Genomic DNA, 22700 nt, shown 5'->3' with positions numbered 1-22700 from the left:
ATGCATCCGTGGGGCCGGGTCTGTCTGAAAGCAGGGGGTGCCGCCAGGTATGGCGCGGTCATGTGGTGTTTGCTCGGTTTAGGGTGACAATACAGTCAGAGTGACACTCGTGTCAATTGTTTTGAGGCGCGCCGTGCGCGCACGCTGGCGTCCGATTCGATTGCTCAAGGGAGGCGGCTGACAAATCCTATGCCGGGCCTGGCCGGGAAGGGGAACTGTCCTGGGCGGGCGAGGGGGAGGGCGACGGGCCGGACGGGGCGACTCGTCCGGCTTTGATACAGATGCGACGGCCCGGCCGGCAGCGCGCGCGGGCGCATCGCCGCGCAACCGGGCCAGGGAAGCGCTGGCGATATTTCTAACGCCAGGGAGGCGCGATCAGAAGCTGTATTTCACCCCGACAGAAACCACATTCGGCTTGGCGCCGTAGTCCTTGGTCTTGCCATAGCGCTCGTATTCGGCGACGAACGACACATTCTGGTTCAGTTTGAACTCCGCGCCCAGGGCGGCATAGGCGCCCGTATCGTGGTCGTTGAGGCGCTGGCCGTCGTTCGTCTCGACTTTGCGTTTGCTGTAGGCCAGGCCCAGCTTGCCGTAGGCGGAGAATTGCTCGTTGACGGGCATCGTGTATTTCCCGGCCACGTAAGCGCCGTAACCATTCGAATAGCCGTTGATCCCCTTGCCATCGCGGGTATAGCTGAAGTCCGAGCTGCGCAGGTCGGTGTAGCCCACCTCGACGCCCAGGTTGCGGTTGAAGTCATAGCCGCCGAATATCTTTGCCGAAGCCTTCCAGCCGTCACTGATGAGATTGGTACCACCCATGCCGCCCGCCGCATAGTTATGGTCTGCCGAGGCGACGCCGACGCCGATGTACGGATGGCCGGCGGCGCCGGTCTGGGCCTGGGCTGCACCGGCGGTGGCTGCGCTGGCGATCAGGGTAAGAATGACTTTTTTCATGGCATTTCCTTCATGTCTATTTCACTGTTTCGCGATTCCCGTTGAATCGCGATGGGACGGAAGATAGCAGTGAATTTCTGTAATGCAAGTAATCCTCCCGTAATAAATGTATCGAATTGTAAAATTAATGACTTTTGGGTCATGTAAATTGAATTGAATTGATTTGCAATGTGAGCGCGTTGGCAGATCTTGGTGGATTTTGTGATGTATGGGAAATTTTCCATTAACGTCAATTTCCGGACGGAAAATATTGAGAACATGCTGTAGTACAAGCGCGTGTGCTGGGTAAAAGCTGCATAGAGCGGAAATCTCCTTGCGGTGGGCACGAGCCGCCAGGATGCCTGATGCCCGGCGGGAGGCGCCCCGGCGATTAGTTATTGAGTCTTGCCGTATCGTGGATTACCATTTGACTGTCGCAATCTAACCAAATGGGTGATGGTATGGCCGCAGCGAGTGAAATGAATGTGCCGCACCGGAGCCGGCGAGCAGTGGGGAAACTGGCAGCCAAGGGCGTAGCGGAGCGCACGCAACCCGCTGCACGCAAGATACATTCTCTGTGGGCCAAACAAATGGGCCAGGCCGGCAGTGTCGGGAAAACCCCGCTCCACCAGCTCAGGGCGCTGGTGGAGCGGGTGCGCGAGGCGCCAGGCGTTCAGCTGTACGACGCGGTGGAAGCCGGGGTGCCAACCGACATTGTCAAGCTGATCGCCAAGGCAACCGGCGAACCGGCTTCCGTGATCATGGGCCTGGCTGGGGTGTCGCAGACTACCTTTGTGCGCAACGAAGCCGCCAACAAGCCGCTGCCTGACGTTGCGGGACATCGCATCATGGCCTACCTGCGCCTGCTGGCCACCTTGCGCAGGATGCTCGACGAGAGCGGTGACCCGGAGCAGATGAAAACCTTTGACCTGGAAGGCTGGTTTGCGCGCTGGGTCCATGAAAAGCTGCCTGAACTGGGGAACAAGACGCCGGCCGCCATGTTACGCAATCCGGAAGGGCAACGCGCGGTTGAGCAGGTACTGGAGCGCATGCGCGGCGGGCTGGCAGCATGACAGTCAGCCTGTGGCGCATCGCCTCGGACACCACCAGCTATACAGCGGAAGACATGGCCGGCAAGGGAGCCGCCAGCGGCGGGTCGCGATGGAACAACGCGGGCGAGCATGTGACCTACGCTGCTACATCGATTTCGCTGGCGGCCTGGGAAACCCGCGCCCACTTCGGCAAAGGGATGCTGCTGCCGTGGAACCGTACCCTGGTGCGCATCGACGTGCCGGACGCGGTGTGGGCGGCGCGCGTGGTCACCCTCCGTCCGTTGCCGGTCGGCTGGAATGTGGTTCCCGAAGGCATGATCTCGCGTTCGATTGGCTCGGCCTGGTTGGCGGGACGTGCTTCTGCGCTGCTGGTGGTGCCGTCGGTGATCATCAACGAAGAAGACAATGTGCTGATCAATCCGGCCCATCCCGACGCGGCCTTGATCACGACCGAACGCGTTCGGCAATTCGTCTACGACCATCGCGTCTAGCGCGGCCCGGGGCTTGGTGGTGGCGGCCCTGGGGACCCAGCAAATCGGAGCAAGAAAACAGAATCATAAGCCACTACAAACAAGATGGCCTAATCAAGTGCTTAGCGCATTTTTTGCTGCGTCACCCGGCTGGTTAACCACACAAATTGGTGTGGTTAACCACCCCATGAAACGGACTGCTTGCCGGGGCAGGCCACTTCGGTTCGGCTCGAACCAAAAGTCGTTCTGATGTCCAGCGCGGTTCGCTCAGGCTGCCGCCTGAATCGCAGCTGGAATGAGCGCCACAATATCAATGCTTGTGCCGCCAGTATCCGTCTGCACCGTCATCTGTACCGACGCATGCTCTGCATGCTCAAGTACGAGCGTGTAGGACAGCGATTGGTCGGGTAGCCCGTCGATTTTGAAATCGCCGAACCAGTCGGTCAGCGTTCGCGCCACTTGCGCACCGTTCAGCAGCAGCGTCACGGTGCATCCTGGCAGGCAGTCCTGCGTGCCGCCATTCATCGTGACCACGCTGCCAGCGATGAAGCGCCGGTTCATGCGCTGCAGGTTCTTGTAATAGACGCGCGGCGCGGTGCCGAGGTCGGCCCGGGAAACTTCCAGCTTTTCCTCACGTACCAGCGCCTGCATATGCTCATCGCTGACCTTCAGCGCCCGGAACGCACCGGTCGGGCAAGCTTGCTGGCAGCGCGGCTCCTGCCAGCCCGCGTCGAGCAGGTGGGCGTCGAAGATCCAGATCTGCGGCAGCTGCTGTTCTTCATTCCACTGGATCGCACCGTGCGGGCATTTGCCGACCAGGTCGCGGCGCCCCTTGGCCTTGTACGGATCGATCAGCACGATGCCATCCGCGCGCTTGACAACCGCGCCGTCCGCCCCTTCCGCGCAGCGCGGACGGTCGCAGTGGTTGCACATGGTCGGCATGTAGGAGATGTCCATATGCTCGTCCGTTCCCCGCACGTTGCGGCGGATGTCGATCAGCGGCTTGGCGTCCTTGCTCTGGGCCGCCGCGTAGCCGGGGAAGTCGTTGCCGACGTGCTCGTCCAGCGACGCCAGGGTGCAGTTGGCGCAGTTGTTGCATTGGGCCACGTCGACCACCAGATTCCATTTTTCCATCATCGTTCTCCTTATCACGCGGCGGCAAAGCCCGCCTCATCCCAGCGTTCCACTTCGACCAGGCACGACGTCGCCATGGCTTCCGTGCCTTTCATCATGCGGCGGTCCGACGTCAGCAGGTTCAGGCAGCCGCCGCGGTCCACCATGCCCTTGGAAGTCTGGATGAACTCCACTTCGGCGCTCGACTCGTAGCCCTTGATCACGCCGGGCCGCACGGCCGGCAGCAGGTCCGCCACGCAGATGACGGCGCCCCGGTCGTTGTAGATGCGCACCAGGTCGTGCTGGCTGATGCCGCGCCGGCGGGCGTCCTCCGGGTTCAGGTTGATGACCCAGTAGGGATAGCCGTTCACGCGCACCCGGTGTTCGGCCACGGCATTGAGGAAGCCGTCCTTGCCGTCGTGGTGGGTGTGGAAGCTGTAGCGCGAGTGCGACGACACCATCTGCAGCGGGAAGCGCGCCACCAGTTCCTTGGTCTGCAAGCCTTCCCATGACGGGATGTAGCGGTTCAGCGGCGGCCGCTCCTCGCTGTCGGGACAGTTGCGTTTCAGGCTCTCGGGCACGAATTCGATCTTGCCGGACTGGGTTTGCAGGCCCATGCCGAACTCCTCGGCATACTGCGACGGCAGGGGACTCGGCTCGGGCGCGTCCTTCTTGCGCCCTTCGGCGTACCAGCGGAAGTAGGTTGGCGCATGCAGCGCTTCCGATTCGGGCGGCGGCACCACGTAGTAGCCTTTCTCCAGGAACTTCTTCCATGAGATTTTCTTCGGCAGGTCGGACGAGTCGAACACCCGCTTGCACCAGTCGAAATCGCTGCATCCTTCCGAGAACACGGCGCCCAGCCCCATGCGGCTGAGGATGTCGAGGAAGATCTGGTAGTCGGACTTCGATTCGCCCAGCGGCTCGATGCACTTGTGCTGCATCACCAGCATGCGGTGGTTGAGCTGCGCTTGCGAGTCGTGGGCGTAGCCGCCGGCGCCGGCCCATTCGCCGATGTCCCAGCGTTCCAGCGAGGTGCAGGCCGGCAGGATCACGTCGGCGAACTTGGCCTCGCCTTCGAACCAGATCGACTGGTTGACGACGAACTCCAGCGACGGATGGCGGTAGGCTTCCACGAAGCGCCCGGAGCGGGCGATGGTGCCGAACGACGAGCCGCCATAGCGGTACAGCATGTGCACCTTAGAGTAGCCCGCCATCGGATAGCTGTACGGCGCAAATTGCGCCTCCAGCGTCATGCCGTCCCACAGGTGGCCTTCGCAATGGCCGTTGACGATGGCTTCCGGGAAGCGCTGGCGCGGGATCATCTGCTTGACCGGATTGGCCGTCAGCACGTGCGGCATGCGCGTGTAGTTGTAGAGCGCCGAGGCGGTCCAGTTCAATTCGCCCGAAATGCCGCCATCCGCATAGCCCGGGAAGTAGAAGGAAAAGTCGAGCGGCGTGCCGATCTGCATGCCGCCGAGATTGCTGCCCGGCTTGCCCCAGCCCTGCATTGCCATCATCATGATCATGCAGCGCGCCCACTGGCCGCCGGTGGCGTTGCGGCCGGCGCCGCCCAGGCCCGCGCCGCCCGGCATCAGGTGGGTCTTGCGCGTGCCCCATAGGCGCGCCAGCGCCCGCACCGTGGCGGCCGGCACGCCCGTCTCGGGCTCCTGCCATTCCGGCGTCTTGGCAATGCCGTCCTCTGTGCCCAGCAGGTAATCGCGCCACTCGTCGAAGCCGGTGGTGCGGGTGCGCACGTATTCCTTGTCGTACAGGTCTTCCTGCACCCACACGTACATGATGGCCTGCGCCAGCGCCGGATCGGTGGCGGGGCGCGGCGCGATCCACTTGCCGCCCAACAGCTGGGCGGTGGCATTGAACACGGGGTCGATGTGTACCGTCGGGATGCCGAGATCGCGGGTCCACAGGCGCCGTTCCGTGCCCTCGGAACCGGCATAGGCGCCGCTGGTCTTCTCGGGATCGCTCGACCAGTAGACCAGCAGTTCGGCGTGCTTGAGGCAGTCTTCCGCTATGCCGTAGGGGCCGGGGCTACCCACCCGCAGGCTGTTGCCGAAGTGGTGCATGGCGCCCCAGTACCAGCCTTCCCATGAGTCGGGATTGGGGTGGACCCGCGTGAAGCCGAGCAGGTTGCCAAAGCGCAGCATCGCGCTCAGGTAGTAGCCGACGTTGCCCCAGGAATGGTGCGAGCTCTGGTAGATGGCCATGGCGCCGGGGCCGTACTGGCGCTTCATGCGCTTGATCTCGGCCGACACGATGTCGAGCGCCTCGTCCCAGCTGATGCGCACATAGTCCGAGATGCCGCGGTTGGCGATGTTGCGCTCGCCGTTGACGTCGAAGTCGACCCGTTTCATCGGATAGAGCAGGCGCCGCTCGGAATACACCAGCGACTTCAGGCTCAGCGCGTGGGCGCTGACGGTGGCCTGGCGGCGCGGCGTGAAGCTGCGCCCGCGCGCCCGCAGCGTCCAGCTGGGCGCGTCGTCGGCGTCGAGGTCGATCGGCGTGGTGCGCACGATGCGGCCGTCCTTGACGAACACGAACAGCGGGCCGCCGTTGGTGTTGGTGGTAAAGCGCGTGGTGCCGTCGGCCATCTTGCGGCCCGACTGCAGGCCGGCGCTCTGGATCATGTTCAGCAGCTGCATGAACCAGACCACCAGTTCGTCGCGGCCATCGACCACCACCTTGAAGGTCTTGGCCGCATGGACGACGTCGGCCTGGCGCACGGGCGGCACCATGAACATGAGCGCCGTGGCCAGGTCGCGGAACGTCATCGTCACATCCGGCTTGGGGTGCAGGCCGGCGCGCGACGTGATTCTGCCGCCCTTGAAGATGTAGTGCCGCACGATGCTGCCGTCGCGCAGCTGGATCTGGGCCACGCAATTGCGGCGGCGCATGAACGTCGCCATGTCCGCATGGCGGGCGGCGGTCAGGCGCAGCACGTGGGCCAGGGAATAGAGGATGACCCTGAGGGTGAGTTTTTTCATCTTGTCTCCAAAATGTTTGTTTGTCATCGAACGCGCCCGGCACACGGCAGCTTTGCATCTGCTCGCAGGGTGTGCGGGTTTCCGTCTTAGTTGATTTGAGTCATGTATTCATATTGACGCATGAGTCAGTATGACAGAGGATTCAATCGTTGGGAAGCTCCGGATGATGGAGCAACAGAACTGGGCGCCAATGTGGCGCAAGACAACAACCACTGAGAGGGAGACGGGCATGGAGTGCAAATTGCAAGAGATGGGGGAGGCGCAGGTGATGGCGGCCGCGCGGGACAGCGTGTTCAACCGCGTCAGGATGGGCTATGCGGTGATCGAATCGCGCAAGACCGACGCCTGGCGGCTGTTGCTGGGCGAGGCGCTCGGCATGCAGGCCGAGATCCAGTCCGACCAGTCGCTGTCGGCCCGGATGGACGACCATGTGCGCCGGCTGATCGTGGTGCCCGGCCCGTCGGAGGATCTGCAGGCGCTGGGGATGGAACTGGCCGACGAGCAGGCGCTGGCGGTCGTGCTGAAACGCCTGGCCAAGCGCGGCATCGACGTCAAGGAATCGACCACGGCGGCGGCGCAGCAGCGCGGCGTGCACCGCTTCTGGCATTTCACCGGTCCCAAGGGGCTGACGATAGAACTGTATCACCAGCCACGCCTGGTCGGCGCGCCGCCGCGCATGGCCACCAGCGGCTTCATCACCGGCGACAAGGGTTTCGGCCACGTGGCCATGTCCACCCGCCGGCCCGACCAGATGAAGCAGTTCTGGCGCGAGATCTTCGATATCCGCCATACCGACGACGTGCACTACACCATCAGCGGCGTGCCGATGCTGTTCGAGTTCATGCGCTTCAATCCGCGCCACCATTCGATCGCCTTCGTCTACACGCCGAAGATCAGGCTGGACCCGATCCGCACCCGCATCCAGCACCTGGAGGTGCAGGCGGCCACGCTCGACGACCTGGGCGCGGCCTGGGAGCGCTGCCGCGCGCTGGGACTGACGATCGCCATGAGCGTGGGCCAGCATGCGAACGACAAGGCCATTTCCTTCTACGTCGCCACGCCATCCGGTTTCGACATCGAGTTCGGCTGGAATCCGCTGGAAGTGGACGAGGCAAGCTGGGACCCGGCGGTCTGGACCCGCATCAGCACCTGGGGCCACCATTTCGAAGGACAGACGTTGGCCGGCCGCCTTGGCCAGCTGGGGCGAGGCGTGGCCTCGCTGCTGCGCAAGGAGTATGTGCCGGCCGGGTTCTGATCAATCAGGCGCTGGCCGGGTGCTGCGGCGCGACAAAGGCCAGCCCTTCCTCGAACGACCGCAACACCATGTCCACGTGGGGTTGCACCGCCTGGTCCGGCGCCGCCATCTCGTCTTGCGGCGCGCGGATCGTGACCAGGATCGCGTGCGGCAGCAGCATGCGCAGCCTGGCCATGGCCTCGGTCCACGCCTCGAGTACGTCGCCGAGCGGGTAGGGGATGAAGACGGTGGAGACCAGCTTGGCCTTGTCCGGCCCGTGTTCCTCGTGGGGTAGCGGCAGGGCGATGCTGCGGGCATCCACACCGGCTTCGCGCAGCGCCCGCGCCAGCAGCTCGCTGACCAGGTCGTCGCGTTCCAGCGCCAGGCCGGCGCACAGCACGATCGAGCGCTGCGGCACGTCCAGCGAGCCTTGCCAACGCCCCAGACGCGCTTCGCGCAGCTGGCGCAGGTGGGCTCCGACGTTGGCGTCGAGCAGCGAGACGTGGCGCCTGCGCCGTGCGCGCCCGGCAGTGGCGGTCGACGGCGCCAGGCTTTCGGCCACGTCGGCGATGGTGCTGCGGATGTGTTCTTGCTGCAATGTGTCGATCTGGCCGGTGCGCAGGTCGGCCACCGCCAGGGCCAGGCCGGGCAGCAGGATGTGGTCGCAATAGCGGGCGAAGCTGGCGCGCCGCAGGTAGGCGGCCGCGTCGTGCAGGATGGCGCCCGTTTCGCCGGACAGGGCGCGCTGGAAGAAACGCTGCGCGCCCGTCACGCTGGGCGCTTCTCCCAGCAGGATGGAAAGTGGTTCCAGCGCGCGCACGTGACGGCCGGCGACCACCAGGCAGACCGTGAGTGGGGTGGAGATGAGCAGGCCGACCGGCCCCCACAGCGTGCCCCAGAACAGCGCCGATATCACCACCGCCAGCGGCGAAATGCCGGTGCTGTGGCCGTACACCTTGGGCTCGACCAGGTTGGCGACCACCAGCTCGACGATGGCGAACAGGCCGGCGCAGCTGAGCGTCAGGGTCCAGCCGGGGTCGATGGCGGCGGTGAATGCCGTGATGATGGCGCCGCTGCCCAGCGCACCCAGATAGGGAACGAAGCGCAGCAGGGCACTGAGCGCGCCCCACAGTATGGCGTGGGGCACACCGAAGGCCCACAGCGCCAGGCCGATGGCCACCCCGAAGGCGGCGTTGACAACGAACTGGGAAAAGAAGAAACGCGACACGCCATGGGCGGCATCGGCCAGCGCGCGCACGGTGCGGCTGGTCTGCGTTTGTCCGGCCAGGCGGATCAGGCGGTCCCGCAGCGATTCATGTTCGAGCAGGATGAACAGCAGCAGCACCAGCACCAGGCCGGCTTCGCCGATGGGGCCCCACACGAGCGAGAACAGGCGCGCCAGCGTATCGCCGGTGGAGGGGTGGGGCGGGCGGATTTCAACCGGCACGGGCTGGTGAGCGCCGGCCGGCTGCAGCGGCTGCTCGGAGCCGGTGTCCGGCGCCAGCTCGGCGCCGTGGTTCAGGCCCGCCTCCAGCCAGGCCAGCGGCCGTTCGGCGCGCGTGCGCAGCTGCTCGGCCTTGCGCAGCAGAGCGGCCTGGTACTGCGGCAGTTCCGACGTGACGCTGACCAGCTGGGCGGCCAGGATGGCGCCGGTGCCGGCAGCGGCGGCGCCGGCCAGCAGCAGCGCCGTCAGCGTGGCCGGCACGCGCCGTATGCCGTACTGGCTCAGGGTGCGCACCAGCGGTGCGACGAGCAGGCTCAGGACCGCCGCCAGCACGATCGGTTGCAGCATGGGACGGCCAGCGTACAGCAGGCCGAGGATGCAGCTGGCGCTGATGATGGAAGGTGCGTTCAGGCGGCTGGGAGGGACGGGGGTATGCATGTGGGCTGCGACGTGGTCAGGGCTGAAAACCGCCGCATCATATCATAATGACGCATATGTCATTATAAAAATTCCGCGCGCCATGGGCCGGGTTTGATCCGCATGCGCGTGGCGCCCGTACTTCCGCCTGGTGGGGGAGGCGGCATGGCAGGTTTTTGCCGCGGTGCCGCAAATAGTAATTGACGCTAGCGTCATTATGACGGTATCATCATTATGTGATTTGGAGCGCAGCGATGTCCGCCTGGCGCCCAGCGTTTTCGTAAAAGGATAAGAAATGTCGTCAACCACCCGTGCCGCTCTGTTGTCCGCGCTTGCGCTGCAGGCCGCCACCGCCGGCGCCGCCGAAAGTGCCGCGCCGGCGATCTCCTTCAGCGGCTACGGCACGCTGGGCGTGGTCCACTCCAGCGAGGACAGGGCCGACGTCACCGCCACCAACTTCCAGCCCAGCGGCGCCGGTTACACGCGCAACTGGTCGCCGGACGTCGACAGCCGGCTAGGCGGGCAGGTGACGGCCGAATTCAATCGGCAATGGTCGGCCGTGGTGCAGGTTGTGACCGAGCAGCGCTGGGACGGCTCCTGGCACCCGCAGCTGGAATGGGCCAACGTCAAGTACGAGGTGAGCCCGGATCTGAGCATCCGCGCCGGCCGCATTGCGCTGCCCACCTTCCTGGCCTCCAATTCGCGCAAGGTCGGCTACACCATGCCATGGGTGCGCGTGCCCAATACGGTCTATGGCGCGCTGGCCATGACCAACAGCGATGGCGCCGACGTCAGCTATACCTTCCAGGCCGCCGGCGCCCGCGATACGGTGGTGGTGTATGCCGGTCGCAATAATTCGACCTACCCGTTCGGCAACGGCGAGGGCTACCACGAACGGGCCCGCCGCATGCGCGGGGTGGCCAACACGGTGACCTATGGCGCGGCGACGGTGCTGCTGTCGCACTTCGAGGCGCGCTTGTCGTCCGACGAGTTGGCACTGGCGGACCTGCCCTACACAGTCAACGCGGTGGGCGGCAGCTACGATCCGGGCGCCTGGTTCCTGATGGCTGAGTGGGCCAGGATTTCCGGCCATGGCGCCGGGGTGCCTAGCTGGTACGTGGGCGGCGGCTACCGCATCGGCGAATTCACGCCCTACCTGAATTACAACCGGCGCAATCAGATGTCGGTGCAGATTCGTCAGGCGGACCTGGCGCAGCAGAGCGTGGCCATCGGCCAGCGCGGCGTCAGCGCCGGCGTGCGCTGGGACTTCCGGCCCGGCACCGATCTCAAGCTGCAATATGACCGCAATCAGCCCAATGACGGCTCGATCGGCACCCTGGTCAATCCACAGCCGGGCCTGCAGCCCGGCCACCGTTTCCACGTCGTGAGCGTGGCCATGGACTTCGTGTTCTAAGGGGCGGCATATGCGTATCAGATATCAATCGGGCCGCGCGCTGCTGGCCGTGGCGCTGGCGCTGGCAACGCAGGCCGCCAGCGCGGAGGTGGTGGTGATCGTCTCGGCCAAGAATGCCTGCGGCACGCTGAGCACGGCCCAGGTGGGCGACATCTTTCTCGGCAACAGCGCCAGCTTCCCGGCCGGCGCGACGGCGGTGCCGGTCGACCAGAGCGACGGCAGCCCGGTGCGCGAGGAGTTCTACGGCAAGGTCCTGGGCAAGTCGGCGGCGCAGGTGAAGGCCCATTGGTCCAAGCTGATCTTCACCGGCAAGGGCCGGCCACCCAAGGAGGCCGGCGACAGCGCCGCGGTGCGCAAGCTGGTGGCCGACAGCGGTTCGGCCATCGGCTATGTCGAGCGCGCCGCGGTCGACGCCAGCGTCAAGGTCGTTTTTAGTCTGCACTGAGCGCGGGCCCGCTGTTGTGGGCGCCGGGATGGAGAGCATGTGATGAGCATCAAGCATAGAATCTGGGCGGTACCGGTGATCGCCGCCGTCCTGTTTGGCCTCGGGCTGGCGGTGACGGTGTACTTCATCACGGGCGCGATCGCGTCGATCGACGCCACGGCCCATGCCGACTATCCCTTGCTGGAGCAGGTCAAGGAGCTGGGCCAGCAGATGGATGGCCTGAGCGGCGGCTTCAAGGATGCCGTGACCGAGGGCGACAGCCGGCGCCTGGGCGCGCTGGCCGAGCAGTCCAGGGTAATCCAGGGCCAGTTGCAGGTGCTCGGCACGTTGCCTGGCCAGCAGCCGCTGGCGGCCCGCCTGCGGCGCGAATTCGACGCCTACTACGCGCCCGCCATGCAGGTGGCGCGTATCCTGCTGGAAGTGGAGACGGGTGACGCGGACCAGGCCATCGTCGCCATGCAGCAGCAGTTGCAGGTGCTGCAGGCCGACCTGGCGCAGACGCGCCGGCTGGCGCAGCGCCGCTTCGACGGCGGCGTGGCCGCCAGCGGCGCCAGCGTGCGCCATGTGCTGAGCACTTCCGTTGCGGTGGCCGTGCTGGTGATCGCCGCGCTGGGCCTGGTGTCCTGGTACGTGGTGCGCTCGATCTGGCAGCAGCTGGGCGGTGAACCGGAATATGCCTGCGCCATCGCGCAGGCGGTGGCGGCGGGCGACCTGTCGATGGACATCGCCACCGAAGCGGGTGACGAGGGCAGCGTGCTGGCCGTGCTGAAGGCCATGCAGGGCCGGCTCGGCGCCATCGTGGCCGACGTCAAGGCCGCCTCGTCCACCATCCGCCACGCCAGCGCCGACATCGCGGCCGGCAACGCCGACCTGTCCTCGCGCACCGAATTGCAGGCCAGCCGGCAGGAGCAGACCGCCCATTCGATGGCGGCCCTGACCGGCACCGTGCTGCGCAACGCCGACCATGCGCGCCAGGCCAATGAGCTGGTGCTGGGCGCGGCCAGCGTGGCCCAGCGCGGTGGCGCCGTGGTGGCCGACGTGGTCACCACCATGAACGCCATCCACGCCTCGGCCGTGCAGATCGCCGACATCATCGGCGTGATCGACAGCATCGCCTTCCAGACCAACCTGCTGGCCCTGAACGCGGCCGTGGAGGCGGCGCGCGCCGGCGAGCAGGGACGCGGCTTTGCCGTGGTGGCGGGCGAGGTGCGCAACCTGGCCCAGCGCAGCGCCGCGTCGGCGCGCCAGATCCGCGACCTGATCGGCTCCTCGGTGGAGCGGATCGACGCCGGCGCGCGCCTGGCCGACCAGGCCGGCAGCACCATGGCCGAAATCGTGGGCGCCGTGCAGCATGTGGCCGGCATCATGGGCGAGATCGCCGCCGCCAGCGCCCAGCAAAGCCGTGGCATCGAGCAGGTCGACCATGCGATCCACCAGATGGACGCGATGACCCAGCAGAACGCGGCGCTGGTGGAACAGGCGGCCGCCGCGGCGGTATCGCTGGAAGACCAGGCGGGCCGCCTCAGTGCCAGCCTGGCGATTTTTCGGCTGGGGCGGCAGGCGACCGACAAGGTGTGCCTGGCCCGGCCACCCGCATTGCTGGCGCAAGCGGCATGAAGCTGCGCCGCGTCACGCTGGGCCTGTGCGGTTCGGCGCTGTTGGCACTGGCGCTGAACACCGTGCTGATCGTGCTGATCCAGCAGGACTACTGCCAGGCCGTGCGTGCCCAGGAGCGGCGCCAGCTGGCGCTGACCCTGAGCTACGGCCTGCTGCAGGAGGCCGAGCAGCTGGTGAGCCTGGTGCGCGCCTATGCCGTGACGGGCAACCAACGCTACCTGACCTATTACTACGACATCCTGGCCATCCGCGCCGGCGCCAAGGCGCCGCCGGCCGGCTTCGATCCGTCCACCTACTGGAAGGACGTGATCGCCGGGCGCCGCCAGCACCGCCTGCCGCCCGACGGCGTGCGCCGCTCGCTGGGCGCGCGCATGCAGGCGCTGGGCTTTGGCGCCGACGAATTCGCCGCGCTGGCGCGCGTCACGCGCGCCACCGAGGCCGTGCAGCAGGTCGAGAAGGTGGCGTTCGGCGCCGCCCAGGGGCTGGTGTACGACGCCGGCCGTGGCCGCTTCGGCGAGGGCTTGCCGCGCCTGAACGAGGCCACCACCCTGGTTCACAGCGACCAGTACAACCGGCTGCAGGCCGAGCTGTCCGACGCGCTGGCGGCGCTGGCCGGCGCCACCGAGCGGCGCACCCGCGCCGAGATGCTGACGGCCCAGGACCGGCTGGACCGTTTAATCCGCGCCACCCTGGCCTGCCTGCTGGCCAGCCTGGGGCTGGTGCTGACGGCCGGCTGGGTGCTGCAACGCCAGGTGCTGCGGCCGATCCGGCGCCTGTCGCGCGCGGCGGCCAGCCTGGCCCGCGGCGATTACGGCACGCGGGTCGAGGGTGTGCTGGCCGGCCCCGGCCCGGACACCGGCTTCGGCGTGCAGGAACTGGCGGCCCTGGGCGGCGCCTTCAACAGCATGGCCAGCGCCATCGAGCAAGACCTGCACCGGCGCGCGGCCGTGCAGCGCGAACTGGAGCAGGCGCGCCAGCACTCGGAAGAGGCCAGCCGCGCCAAGTCCATGTTCCTGGCCAATATGAGCCACGAAATCCGCACCCCCATGAACGCCATCATCGGCATGGCCTGCCTGGCGCTGCAGACGGACCTCAGTCCGCGCCAGCACAGCTACATCAGCCAGGTGCACCAGGCGGCGACGGCGCTGCTGGGCATCATCAACGACATCCTGGATTTTTCCAAGGTGGAGGCGGGCAAGATGGTGCTGGAACTGGCGCCGTTCCGGCTGGAAGACGTGCTGGCCAACGCGCTGGCGCTGGTGCGCCAGCAGGCCCAGGAAAAGCAGCTGGAACTGGTGCTGGACCTGGCCGAACGCGAGCTGGTGGGCGAGGGCGGCATGCTGCTGGGCGACGCCTTGCGGTTGGGCCAGGTGCTCACCAACCTGCTGAGCAATGCGGTCAAGTTCACCGAGTCCGGCAGCGTGCGGCTGGCGGTGCAGGCCGAGCGGCGCGAGACCGACAGCCTGGCGCTGTGCTTCACCGTGCGCGACACCGGCATCGGCATGAGCCAGGAGCAGCTGGGCCGATTGTTCCAGGAATTCAGCCAGGCCGACGGCTCGACCACCCGCAAATACGGCGGCACCGGCCTGGGGCTGGCCATTTCGCATAAGCTGGTGAGCCTGATGGACGGGCGCATCTGGGCCGAGAGCGTTCCCGGCCAGGGCGCCCGCTTCACGGTGGCGCTGCGCCTGGCGCGCTGTCCGGCCGTGCCGCTGCCGGCCTTGCCGCCGGCGCTGGCCACCTTGCGCGTGCTGGTGGTGGACGATCTGGCGCCAACCCGGCTGGCGCTGCAAAACCTGCTGCGCGCGCTGGGCGTGGACGGCGCCATCGACGTGGTGCCGGGCCTGGGCGCGGCGCGCACCCGGCTCGAAGCGGCGTTGCGCTGGCGCCGGCCCTACCAGCTGTTGCTGCTGGACTGGGACTGGCCGGGGCAGGACGTGGAAGACTGGCTGGACAGCCTGGACGAAGCCGGCCTGGCGCTGCCGCCGACGGCGGCGCTGACGGCGGCCGACCCGGACTACGCCACTGCGGCGGCGGCCCGGTTGGGCCTGTTGGGCTGCGTGGCCAAGCCGGCCCAGCCGGACACGCTGCGCGCGCTCCTGCGCCGGCTGCTGGGCGCACCGGAGGCATCGCCGGCCGTGCCGGCGGCGCCGCCGTCGAGCCTGCATGGCATGCGCGTGCTGCTGGTCGAGGACCACGCCACCAACCGCCAGCTGGCCTATGAACTGCTGGCCATGCGCGGGGTACAGGTGGAGAGCGTCGAGCATGGCGAGGCGGCGCTTGCGCGCCTGGACGCGCGCCCGGCCGGCCATTTCGACGCGGTGCTGATGGACTTGCAGATGCCCGTGATGGATGGCTACGAGGCCACGCGCCGCCTGCGCCAGGACCACCGCCATGCCGACTTGCCGGTGATCGCCATGACGGCCCATGCCATGCCGGAGGAGCGCGCGCGCTGCGCCGCCGCCGGCATGGATGGCCACGTCGGCAAGCCGGTCGAGCCGGAACAGCTGTATCGCACCTTGGCCCGCCATTACGACGGCACGCGCCCGCCAGCGGCGCTGGCGCCCCAGGGCGCGCCGGCGCTGGCACCGATCGCCGGCCTGGACCAGGACACGGGGCTGCGCCGCGCCGGCGGCCAGGCGCCGCTGTATCACCGCCTGCTGGCGGCATTCGTGGCCGATTTCGGCGCCGCCGGCACCACCCTGGCCGACCAACTGTCCGCCGGCGGCTGGCCGGCTGCCGAGCTGCTGGTCCATACCTTGCGGGGCATGGCCGGCACGCTGGGTGCCGACCAGGTGGCGCACCTGGCCGGCCAGCTGGAGCACGATTGTCGCCAGCGCGCGGCCGAAGCGGCCAGCGACAGCCTGGCACGCCTGGCGCCGCCGTTGCAGGCGCTGCTGGACGCCCTGGCGGCGCAGCTTGCGCAACCGGCGCCGGGGGAGGAAATGGCCGCATCGCCGGCCGCCGCCGTGCTGGCGCCGGACTGGCTGCCGCGCCTGCGCCGCATGCTGGCCGCCTGTGACAGCGAAGCGCTGTCGCTGTGGCGGGACTGCCGGCCGGAGCTCACGCGCATGCTGGGCCAGGCCGCCGCGCGCCGCATCGGCAGCGCGCTGGAACAATATGATTTTGACCGTGCGCTGGCCAGCCTGGCCGCCGCCACCGTAACCCAGGACCCGTAGTGATGATGACCCCAAGCGCCGTTTCGGCATCCCGACCCACCGTGCTGGTGGTGGACGACACCCCCGCCAACCTCAGCCTGCTCGACGGCCTGTTGCGCGACCAGTACCGGGTGCAACTGGCCAACAATGGCCCCAAGGCGCTGGCGCTGGCGCAGGCCGAAGCGCCCGACCTGGTGCTGCTCGACGTGATGATGCCCGACATGGACGGCTACGAAGTGTGCCGCCGCCTGAAGGCCGACGCGCACTTGGCCCGGGTGCCGGTGCTGTTCCTGACCGCGCGCGATGCGCTGGAAGACGAGCAGCACGGCCTGGCGCTGGGCGCCGTCGACTTCATCCACAAGCCGATCAGCCCGCCCATCGTGGCGGCCCGCGTCAAGGCCCAGCTGGCCGTCAAGGCATGGCATGACTTCCTGCACCGGCAGAACGGCCAGTTGCAGGAGCAGGCCAGCGAACGGCTGGCCGAGATCTACCAGTTGCAGGATGCGGCCATCGACGTGATGGTGTCCCTGGCCGAGTTCCGCGACGAGAACACGGGCAACCACGTGCGCCGCACCTCCCAGTACGTGCGCCTGCTGGCCACCGACCTGGCCAGCCAGCCCGGCTACGCGGAGCAACTGACGCCGCAGCTGATCGAACTGATGGCCAAGTCGGCCCCGCTGCACGACATTGGCAAGATCGCCATCCCCGACCACATCCTGCTCAAGCCGGGCAAGTTCGAGCCGCACGAATGGGCCGTCATGCAGACCCACGCCCAGCGCGGCCAGGACATCCTGCGCCGGGCCGGCCGGCAGATGGGGGTGCGCGGCCGGTTCCTGGAAGTGGCGATGCAGATCGCCGGCGGCCACCACGAAAAATGGGATGGCTCCGGCTATCCGCAGGGCCTGGCCGGCGACGCCATCCCGCTGGCGGCGCGCCTGATGGCGGTGGCCGACGTGTTCGACGCCTTGCTGGCGCGCCGGCCGTACAAGGAGCCGATGGCGCCGGAGCAGGCCGCCGCCTTCATCGCCGCCGGCCGGGGCGCGCATTTCGACCCGGCCGTGGTGGATGCCTTCCAACGCCAGTTGCCGGCCTTCGAACAGGTGGCGGTCCGGCTGGCCGACACGGCCTGACGGGTCGCGCGGCAGCCCGGGTCGGCATCAGAACAGCTGGATCAGGCGCAGCTGCAAGAAGCTGCTATGCTTGGCATTGCGCGACGCCATGGTGTCGATGTACTGCAGGGTGACGATGGTGCCCAGGCCCGGCAGGCGGGCGGTGTAGAAGGCGCCGGCATTGGTGGTGCGGTAGCGGCTGGCGCCGAACGGATTGTTGTCGTCGTCCTGGTACTGCTGCACCCGCAGTGCGTGCAGGCCGAACACGCCGATGCCGGTCTTGTAGCCGGCCGCCAGTTCCGTGCCCCACCAGTTGCCGCTGCGCAGCTGGTTGTCGTGGTTGCGCCCGTTCAGGCCGAGCGATACCTTGGCCGCCAGCGCCAACTGCGGCGTGGGCAGGTAGGCCACTTGCAGCGCCGGGCGCAGCGTGCGGAAGTTGCCCTGGCCGACGTCGGGCTGGGGGTCGGTACCGTATTTCCCGGTCGGCATAACCAGCGCGGCGCTGCCCAGCACGCGCCACTGCTCGCCCACGTACTGCCAGCCGGCGATCAGTTCGGTGTCGCCGATACCGTTGATGGCGCCGGTGGCGGCCTCGCCCTGGGCCGCCTGGGCGCCCTGGTACTGGGCCGCGAACTGGCCCGCCACGGCCGACTGCACGGGCTGCGGCACGGGGGCCGGCCAGTTCAGGGCCGGGGTGTCGCCATGCAGGGCGATGGACTGGTGCTTGCGGGCGAACGGCACGTCCACCACGAACAGCAGGCGCCCGCCCGCATACTGCTCGGGCGTCAGGTAGGCCAGTGCCAGGTCCTGGCGCGTCATGTTGCCGTTGCCGTCCAGGGTGGTGCGGCCAGGGCCATAGGTGGGGGAAGCGGCGGCCGGGAGGCCGGGCACGGCCAGCGCGCCGCCGGGCACCGGCAGGGTCAGCGCCTTGCCATCGTCGCCCGTTACCTTGCGCACCGGGACATAGGTGGTGGCCAGGCCGGCGGCCCAGCCGGTCTGGTCGGGCGGGGCGAAAATCTCGCCGCCCAGGCTGCCGGCCACGTTGTAGCGCGGCTCGAACCCTTCGGCGGCATGGGCGCCGGCGGCGGCGCCCAGCAAGGCGTACAGGGCAGTCTTCTTCATCAGTTTGGTCATGCTCGTCTCCATTGGTGGTAGTGATTGTTGTGTTGCGGGTCCGTCGTATTGGTGCGGGTCCGTCTGGTAAAAAAAGACTGCCGCCGCGACGGCGGCAGTCAAACTCCCTTCCTGAACTGTTTAAACCGGGATGGCGGCGCGGGCCGGCGCCGGCCGCGTCAACCGCATGTGCCCCTGGCCGGTAGCGGTAGCCGCATTACGGGGTCTCGGTGCCGATGACCAGCTCCACCGGATACGGGAAGCGCTCCAGCAGGGCTTGTGCGCGGCCGGCTTCATGGCCCGGGCAGCGCAGCCGCGCCACGCTGCCGCGCGCGGCGTCGGCCACCATGCGCACCGTGGCGGCCAGGCCGTGCTGGGTCAGCAGCTGGCCCAGCACGTGTTCGGCCGCGCGCAGGCGCAGCTCGGCCTTGGCCACCTTGCCGACGGCGGTGAGCGCCATTTGCGGCAGGATTTCGATGCGGGCCGGCACCGCCGCCCGTTCCGGCACCAGTTCGCGCGCCGCGGCCAGCAGGGCGGCGCTGTCGATGCTGGCGCCCGGTTTCAGGGTGACGTAGGCGACCGGCAATTCGCCCGCGTGCTCGTCCGGCTGGCCCACGGCGGCCGCCAGCGCCACGGCCGGGTGGCGCAGCAGGGCATCCTCGACCATGGCCGGGTCGATGTTGTGGCCGCCCCGGATGATCAGGTCCTTGGCGCGCCCGGTCAGGTGCACGAAGCCATCCTGGTCCAGGTAGCCCAGGTCACCCGTGTTGAGCCAGCCGGGGCTGAGCCAGATACCGCGGTTGTCGCTCTCGCGCAGGTAGCCGGGGAAGACGTTGGGACCGCTGACGCCGATCACGCCCACTTCGCCGGCGGCGCACGGTTCGCTGGCCTGGCCGTCGGCGTCCAGCTTCCACGCTTGCAGGCGCTGGTGCGGCAGGCGCAGCCCCACGCTGCCGGGGCGGCGGCCGAAGCCGGGCGGATTGACGGCCGAGATGCAGGCCGCCTCCGTCAGGCCATAGCCTTCGCACAGGGGGATGCCGGCATGGGCCTCGAACTGGCGCGCCACTTCGGCCGGCAGCGGCGCGGCGCCGCAGAAGGCGTGGCGCAGCGAAGTGATGTCGGCGCCATCGTGCGGCAGCGCGGCCAGGCCGGCGAAGATGGTGGGCACGGCGCTGAAGCTGGTGGCCCCGAAGCGTTCGACCAGGTGCCAGAAGCGCGCCATCACGCCCGGCCCGCGGTAGCCCTGCGGCGTGAGCAGCACCACTTCCCAGCCGCCATGGAAGGCGCCCAGGCCGGTGACCAGCGCGCCGTTGACGTGGAACAGCGGCAGGCCGCACAGCACCACGTGCGGGTCCGGTTCCAGCGCTTGCAGCATGGCGGCGACAAAGGCTTCGTTCAAATGGGTGTGGACCGCGATCTTGGGCAGGCCGGTGGTGCCGCCGGTGTGGAAATAGGCGCACAGGTCGTCGGGCCGGATCACGCGCCCCGAAACGAGGCGGTCGGCCGGTTGCGTGGCCAGCGCGGCGCTGAACGACAGCACCTCGACGCCAGGACGTTGCGGCAGCGGCGCCTTGGCGCGCAACGCCTGCAGGCCGGCGCGGGCGGCCGGCGCCACGTAGGCGTCCAGGTCGACCACGAGCACGGTGCGGATCGACGGGCAGCGCTCGATGACGGCCAGTGCCTTGTGCCACAGGTCGCCCTCCGGCTGCGCCGCCAGCGTCACCAGTACTTCGGCCCGGGTGGCCTCGACCAGGCTGGCCAGGTGTTCCGCTTCCAGCAGCGGGTTGAGCGGGCTGGCGATGCCGGCTGCCTGCGCGCCCCACAGGGCGAAATGGGTCTCGGGCAGGTTGGGCAGCAGCAGCGCCACCGCTTTGCCGGGCGCGATGCCGGCGTGGTGGAAGGCGTTGGCGGCCTGCGTCACGCCATCCAGCAGGTGCTGGTAGCTGAAGCAGAATTCGGGCGCATCGGCCGCGCCGCTCAGCACAAAGCGCAAGGCTGTGCGCTGCGGATGGCGGGCGGCGGCCTGGCGCAGCACGTCGTAGGTGGTGTCTGCCGCCAGTTGCTGCGACCCGGGCTCGTGTTCGAAGGCATGGATGTCGGCAAGGGTGCGGAGGGGCGCCTGCGGTGCGCGGTGATTGAGTTCGGACATGAAGACTCCTGGAATTGGCGGTTCAGGTAAGTTGGGGCAGCAGCACGACGCGGCCCGGTTCGCGCAGCTCGACGTGGCGGTGCGCCTGGGCCGCCTGGGTAAGCGGATAGGTGACAATGGCGCCGTGCAGGGGCAGCAGCGGGGCAAAGTCGGCCAGGGCGCGCAAGGCGTCGGCAGCGGGACGGAACACGGTCCAGTCATAGCGCGCGCCGTGCGGCAAGTGTGCGGCCATACGGCGCCGCTGATACCAGGCCCTGGCCAGGCCGCCGGCCAGGCCGTGGCGGTCGACCAGACCGAGCATGGGATGGACGGTGCTGGCATGGCCCAGGGCCCGCGCCGTGAGCAGGCGCAGCAGCGCGGCCTCGTCGTCCCAACTGGCGAAGTTCAGCGTGGCGGCGAAGTCGGCCGGCAGCGCCGCCAGCGGGGCGGCATGGCGGTCCAGCGTTTCCTGGGCGCCGGCCCGTTGGCATGCGGCCAGCTGCGCACCGCCGGCGATGGCCGTGACGTGCGCGTCCATGGACTGCAGCAGGCGCAACGCGATCAGCCCCAGTCCGCCCGAGGCGCCATGCACCAGCACCCGGCGGCCGGCGGCCGCGTCGTGCGTGATGCCGGCGCCGGCCAGCGCGCGCCAGACGGTAAGGAAGTTGTAGGGCAGTGTGGCCACCTGGATGGCCGCCATGCCAGGCGGGCGGCGCAAGGCGTGCTGGGCGGCCACCACCACGTGGGTGGCGTGCGTGCCCTGGCTGGAGGGCGGCTTGACGCCGTATACGGCATCGCCTTCGCGCCACTGCGTCACCCCGGGCCCCACGGCGCACACCGTGCCCGCGAAGTCGTTGCCCAGCACCAGCGGCAGGCGGGCCGCGCCCAGCAGCGACATCAGGCGGCGGCCGTAGCCGCTGCGGCGCCGCACGTCGATCGGATTGACCGAGGCCGCCTCGACCCGGACCATGATCTGGCCCCGGCCGGGGCGGGCCAGGGGCAGCACGCGCAACTGTAGCCGGCCGGCGTCGCCGAAGTCGTCGATGGTGGCGGCCAGGGTGGTGCCGGTCATGGCGCCACGATCCGGTTGCGCTGCTCGCCCAGATCCAGGCTGCCGTCGTCGGTGCGGATCGACGCCGTGACCACGTCGTTCGGCTGCAGGTAGGCCGGGTTGCGCTGGCCTTTCTGAATGAACAGGCGCCACTTGGCGCCGTCCGACAGCAGGTGGCGCATGACCCACATCACCAGCTTGCCCGGCGCGCGCGCCGCGCAGCCGGCCGGGGTGCCGGTCGCGATCAGGTCGCCCGGCTGCATGTCGTGCAGGGCCGACAATTCGGACAGCGTGCGGTGCGGCTGGAAGATCATGTCGCCGGCGTAGGAATCCTGGCGCGGCTGGCCGTTCACGTGCAGGCGCAGGCGCAGCTCGGGCCAGCGGCGCCACTCGGCGGGGCTGAGCAGCAGCAGGAACGGGCCGGTGGGGCCGAAGCCGCGGTAGCTCTTGCCCTTGTAGAACTGGGCCTGCGGCAGCTGCACGTCGCGCGCCGACAGGTCGTTGACGACGGTGACGCCGGCCAGGTATTCGTGCAGCTGGTCCGGTTCCACCGTGACGGGCGCCGTCAGCGCGCGCCGCATCACCAGCCCCAGCTCGACTTCGTAATCGAGCAGGCGCACATGGGCCGGCCGCACCACGTCGGCGTGGGCCGAGGTCAGGCACGACGGCGCCTTGGTAAACAGGGTATTGAAGGGAATGGCGTCGGGATCCATGCCCGATTCGCGCACATGGGTGGCGTAGTTGGTGCCCTGGCACACGAACTGGCGGTCGCTGGTGACGGGCGAGAGCAGCTGCAGCCGGTCCAGGTTGAGGGTGGCTTCGGCCGCGGTGCTGGCCCAGGCGGCATCGAGACCGCCGCGGACGAAATCGGCGGTGCTGGGCCAGTGGCCGGACAGGGGCGCGACGCGCCGGTCATGGACGACGCCCCATGCGGGGGCATCGTCTTGCAGGTAACGGACGACTTGGACTGCCATAAAGATCTCCTAGGGAATAAGTGGGTTGC

General features: G+C 68.3%; 16 protein-coding genes. 8 read left to right on the top strand and 8 right to left on the bottom strand.

The genetic code is table 11. The features are described 5' to 3' along the window. Positions 1–375 precede the first annotated feature (375 nt). Positions 376–954, bottom strand: a complete 579-nt coding sequence (locus H3H39_RS22985) for a porin family protein (RefSeq protein ID WP_182156719.1) — start codon at positions 952–954, stop codon at positions 376–378. A gap of 440 nt (positions 955–1394) precedes the next feature. On the opposite strand from H3H39_RS22985, the gene H3H39_RS22980 reads away from it, so the two are divergent. Together H3H39_RS22980 and H3H39_RS22975 are read left to right on the top strand one after the other, a co-directional pair. After that, complete coding sequence (locus H3H39_RS22980; protein ID WP_229218199.1) at positions 1395–2006, top strand: antitoxin Xre/MbcA/ParS toxin-binding domain-containing protein; 612 nt, start codon at positions 1395–1397, stop codon at positions 2004–2006. Next, positions 2003–2476, top strand: coding sequence for an RES family NAD+ phosphorylase (locus tag H3H39_RS22975; RefSeq protein ID WP_182156718.1), 474 nt, complete (start codon positions 2003–2005; stop codon positions 2474–2476). The genes H3H39_RS22980 and H3H39_RS22975 overlap by 4 nt, the downstream gene beginning before the upstream one ends. 246 nt (positions 2477–2722) lie before the next feature. Here H3H39_RS22975 and H3H39_RS22970 read toward each other — a convergent pair whose 3' ends face one another. Beyond that, a complete protein-coding gene (locus H3H39_RS22970) occupies positions 2723–3592 on the bottom strand; it encodes a 4Fe-4S dicluster domain-containing protein (protein ID WP_229218198.1) in 870 nt (289 codons plus the stop codon). A gap of 11 nt (positions 3593–3603) precedes the next feature. Further along, on the bottom strand, positions 3604–6567 hold the full coding sequence (locus H3H39_RS22965; protein ID WP_182156717.1) for a molybdopterin-dependent oxidoreductase: 2964 nt from the start codon (positions 6565–6567) through the stop codon (positions 3604–3606). A gap of 229 nt (positions 6568–6796) precedes the next feature. On the opposite strand from H3H39_RS22965, the gene H3H39_RS22960 reads away from it, so the two are divergent. Further along, positions 6797–7822 carry a VOC family protein gene (locus H3H39_RS22960; RefSeq protein ID WP_182156716.1) on the top strand — a complete coding sequence of 342 codons (1026 nt, stop codon included), beginning with the start codon at positions 6797–6799 and terminating at the stop codon, positions 7820–7822. 4 nt (positions 7823–7826) lie between these two features. Here H3H39_RS22960 and H3H39_RS22955 read toward each other — a convergent pair whose 3' ends face one another. Next, positions 7827–9683 (bottom strand): AI-2E family transporter, encoded by a 1857-nt coding sequence (locus H3H39_RS22955; protein ID WP_182156715.1) that lies wholly within the window; start codon positions 9681–9683, stop codon positions 7827–7829. 274 nt (positions 9684–9957) lie between these two features. On the opposite strand from H3H39_RS22955, the gene H3H39_RS22950 reads away from it, so the two are divergent. The 5 genes from H3H39_RS22950 to H3H39_RS22930 are packed head-to-tail and all read left to right on the top strand — an operon-like array spanning position 9958 to position 17426. After that, on the top strand, positions 9958–11076 hold the full coding sequence (locus H3H39_RS22950; protein WP_182156714.1) for a porin: 1119 nt from the start codon (positions 9958–9960) through the stop codon (positions 11074–11076). Positions 11077–11086: 10 nt separating this feature from the next. Then, entirely contained in the window at positions 11087–11521 is a 435-nt protein-coding gene (locus tag H3H39_RS22945; RefSeq protein ID WP_182156713.1) for a type 2 periplasmic-binding domain-containing protein, read from the top strand. 42 nt (positions 11522–11563) lie between these two features. Then, entirely contained in the window at positions 11564–13138 is a 1575-nt protein-coding gene (locus tag H3H39_RS28420; protein ID WP_182156712.1) for a methyl-accepting chemotaxis protein, read from the top strand. Continuing rightward, positions 13135–16317, top strand: coding sequence for a response regulator (locus H3H39_RS22935; protein WP_182156711.1), 3183 nt, complete (start codon positions 13135–13137; stop codon positions 16315–16317). The genes H3H39_RS28420 and H3H39_RS22935 overlap by 4 nt, the downstream gene beginning before the upstream one ends. A gap of 2 nt (positions 16318–16319) precedes the next feature. Next, the gene (locus H3H39_RS22930) at positions 16320–17426 is read left to right on the top strand and encodes a response regulator (protein ID WP_182156710.1); all 1107 of its coding nucleotides are present in this window, start codon (positions 16320–16322) and stop codon (positions 17424–17426) included. Between the two features lie 27 nt (positions 17427–17453). On the opposite strand, the gene H3H39_RS22925 is transcribed toward H3H39_RS22930, so the two are convergent. From H3H39_RS22925 to H3H39_RS22910, 4 genes are all read right to left on the bottom strand, one after another. Further along, positions 17454–18539, bottom strand: a complete 1086-nt coding sequence (locus H3H39_RS22925; RefSeq protein ID WP_229218197.1) for a transporter — start codon at positions 18537–18539, stop codon at positions 17454–17456. 196 nt (positions 18540–18735) lie between these two features. Beyond that, the gene (locus H3H39_RS22920) at positions 18736–20667 is read right to left on the bottom strand and encodes an acyl-CoA synthetase (protein WP_182156708.1); all 1932 of its coding nucleotides are present in this window, start codon (positions 20665–20667) and stop codon (positions 18736–18738) included. 22 nt (positions 20668–20689) lie between these two features. Further along, entirely contained in the window at positions 20690–21718 is a 1029-nt protein-coding gene (locus tag H3H39_RS22915) for an alcohol dehydrogenase catalytic domain-containing protein (protein WP_182156707.1), read from the bottom strand. After that, positions 21715–22671: a fumarylacetoacetate hydrolase family protein gene (locus tag H3H39_RS22910; RefSeq protein ID WP_182156706.1), complete on the bottom strand. Its 957-nt coding sequence runs from the start codon at positions 22669–22671 to the stop codon at positions 21715–21717. The genes H3H39_RS22915 and H3H39_RS22910 overlap by 4 nt, the downstream gene beginning before the upstream one ends. Positions 22672–22700: the final 29 nt, after the last annotated feature.

Source organism: Rugamonas apoptosis (assembly GCF_014042355.1).
Lineage (GTDB): Bacteria > Pseudomonadota > Gammaproteobacteria > Burkholderiales > Burkholderiaceae_D > Rugamonas > Rugamonas apoptosis.
Note: the sequence above shows the minus strand (reverse complement) of the source record. Positions and strands in the feature narration are given on the sequence as shown.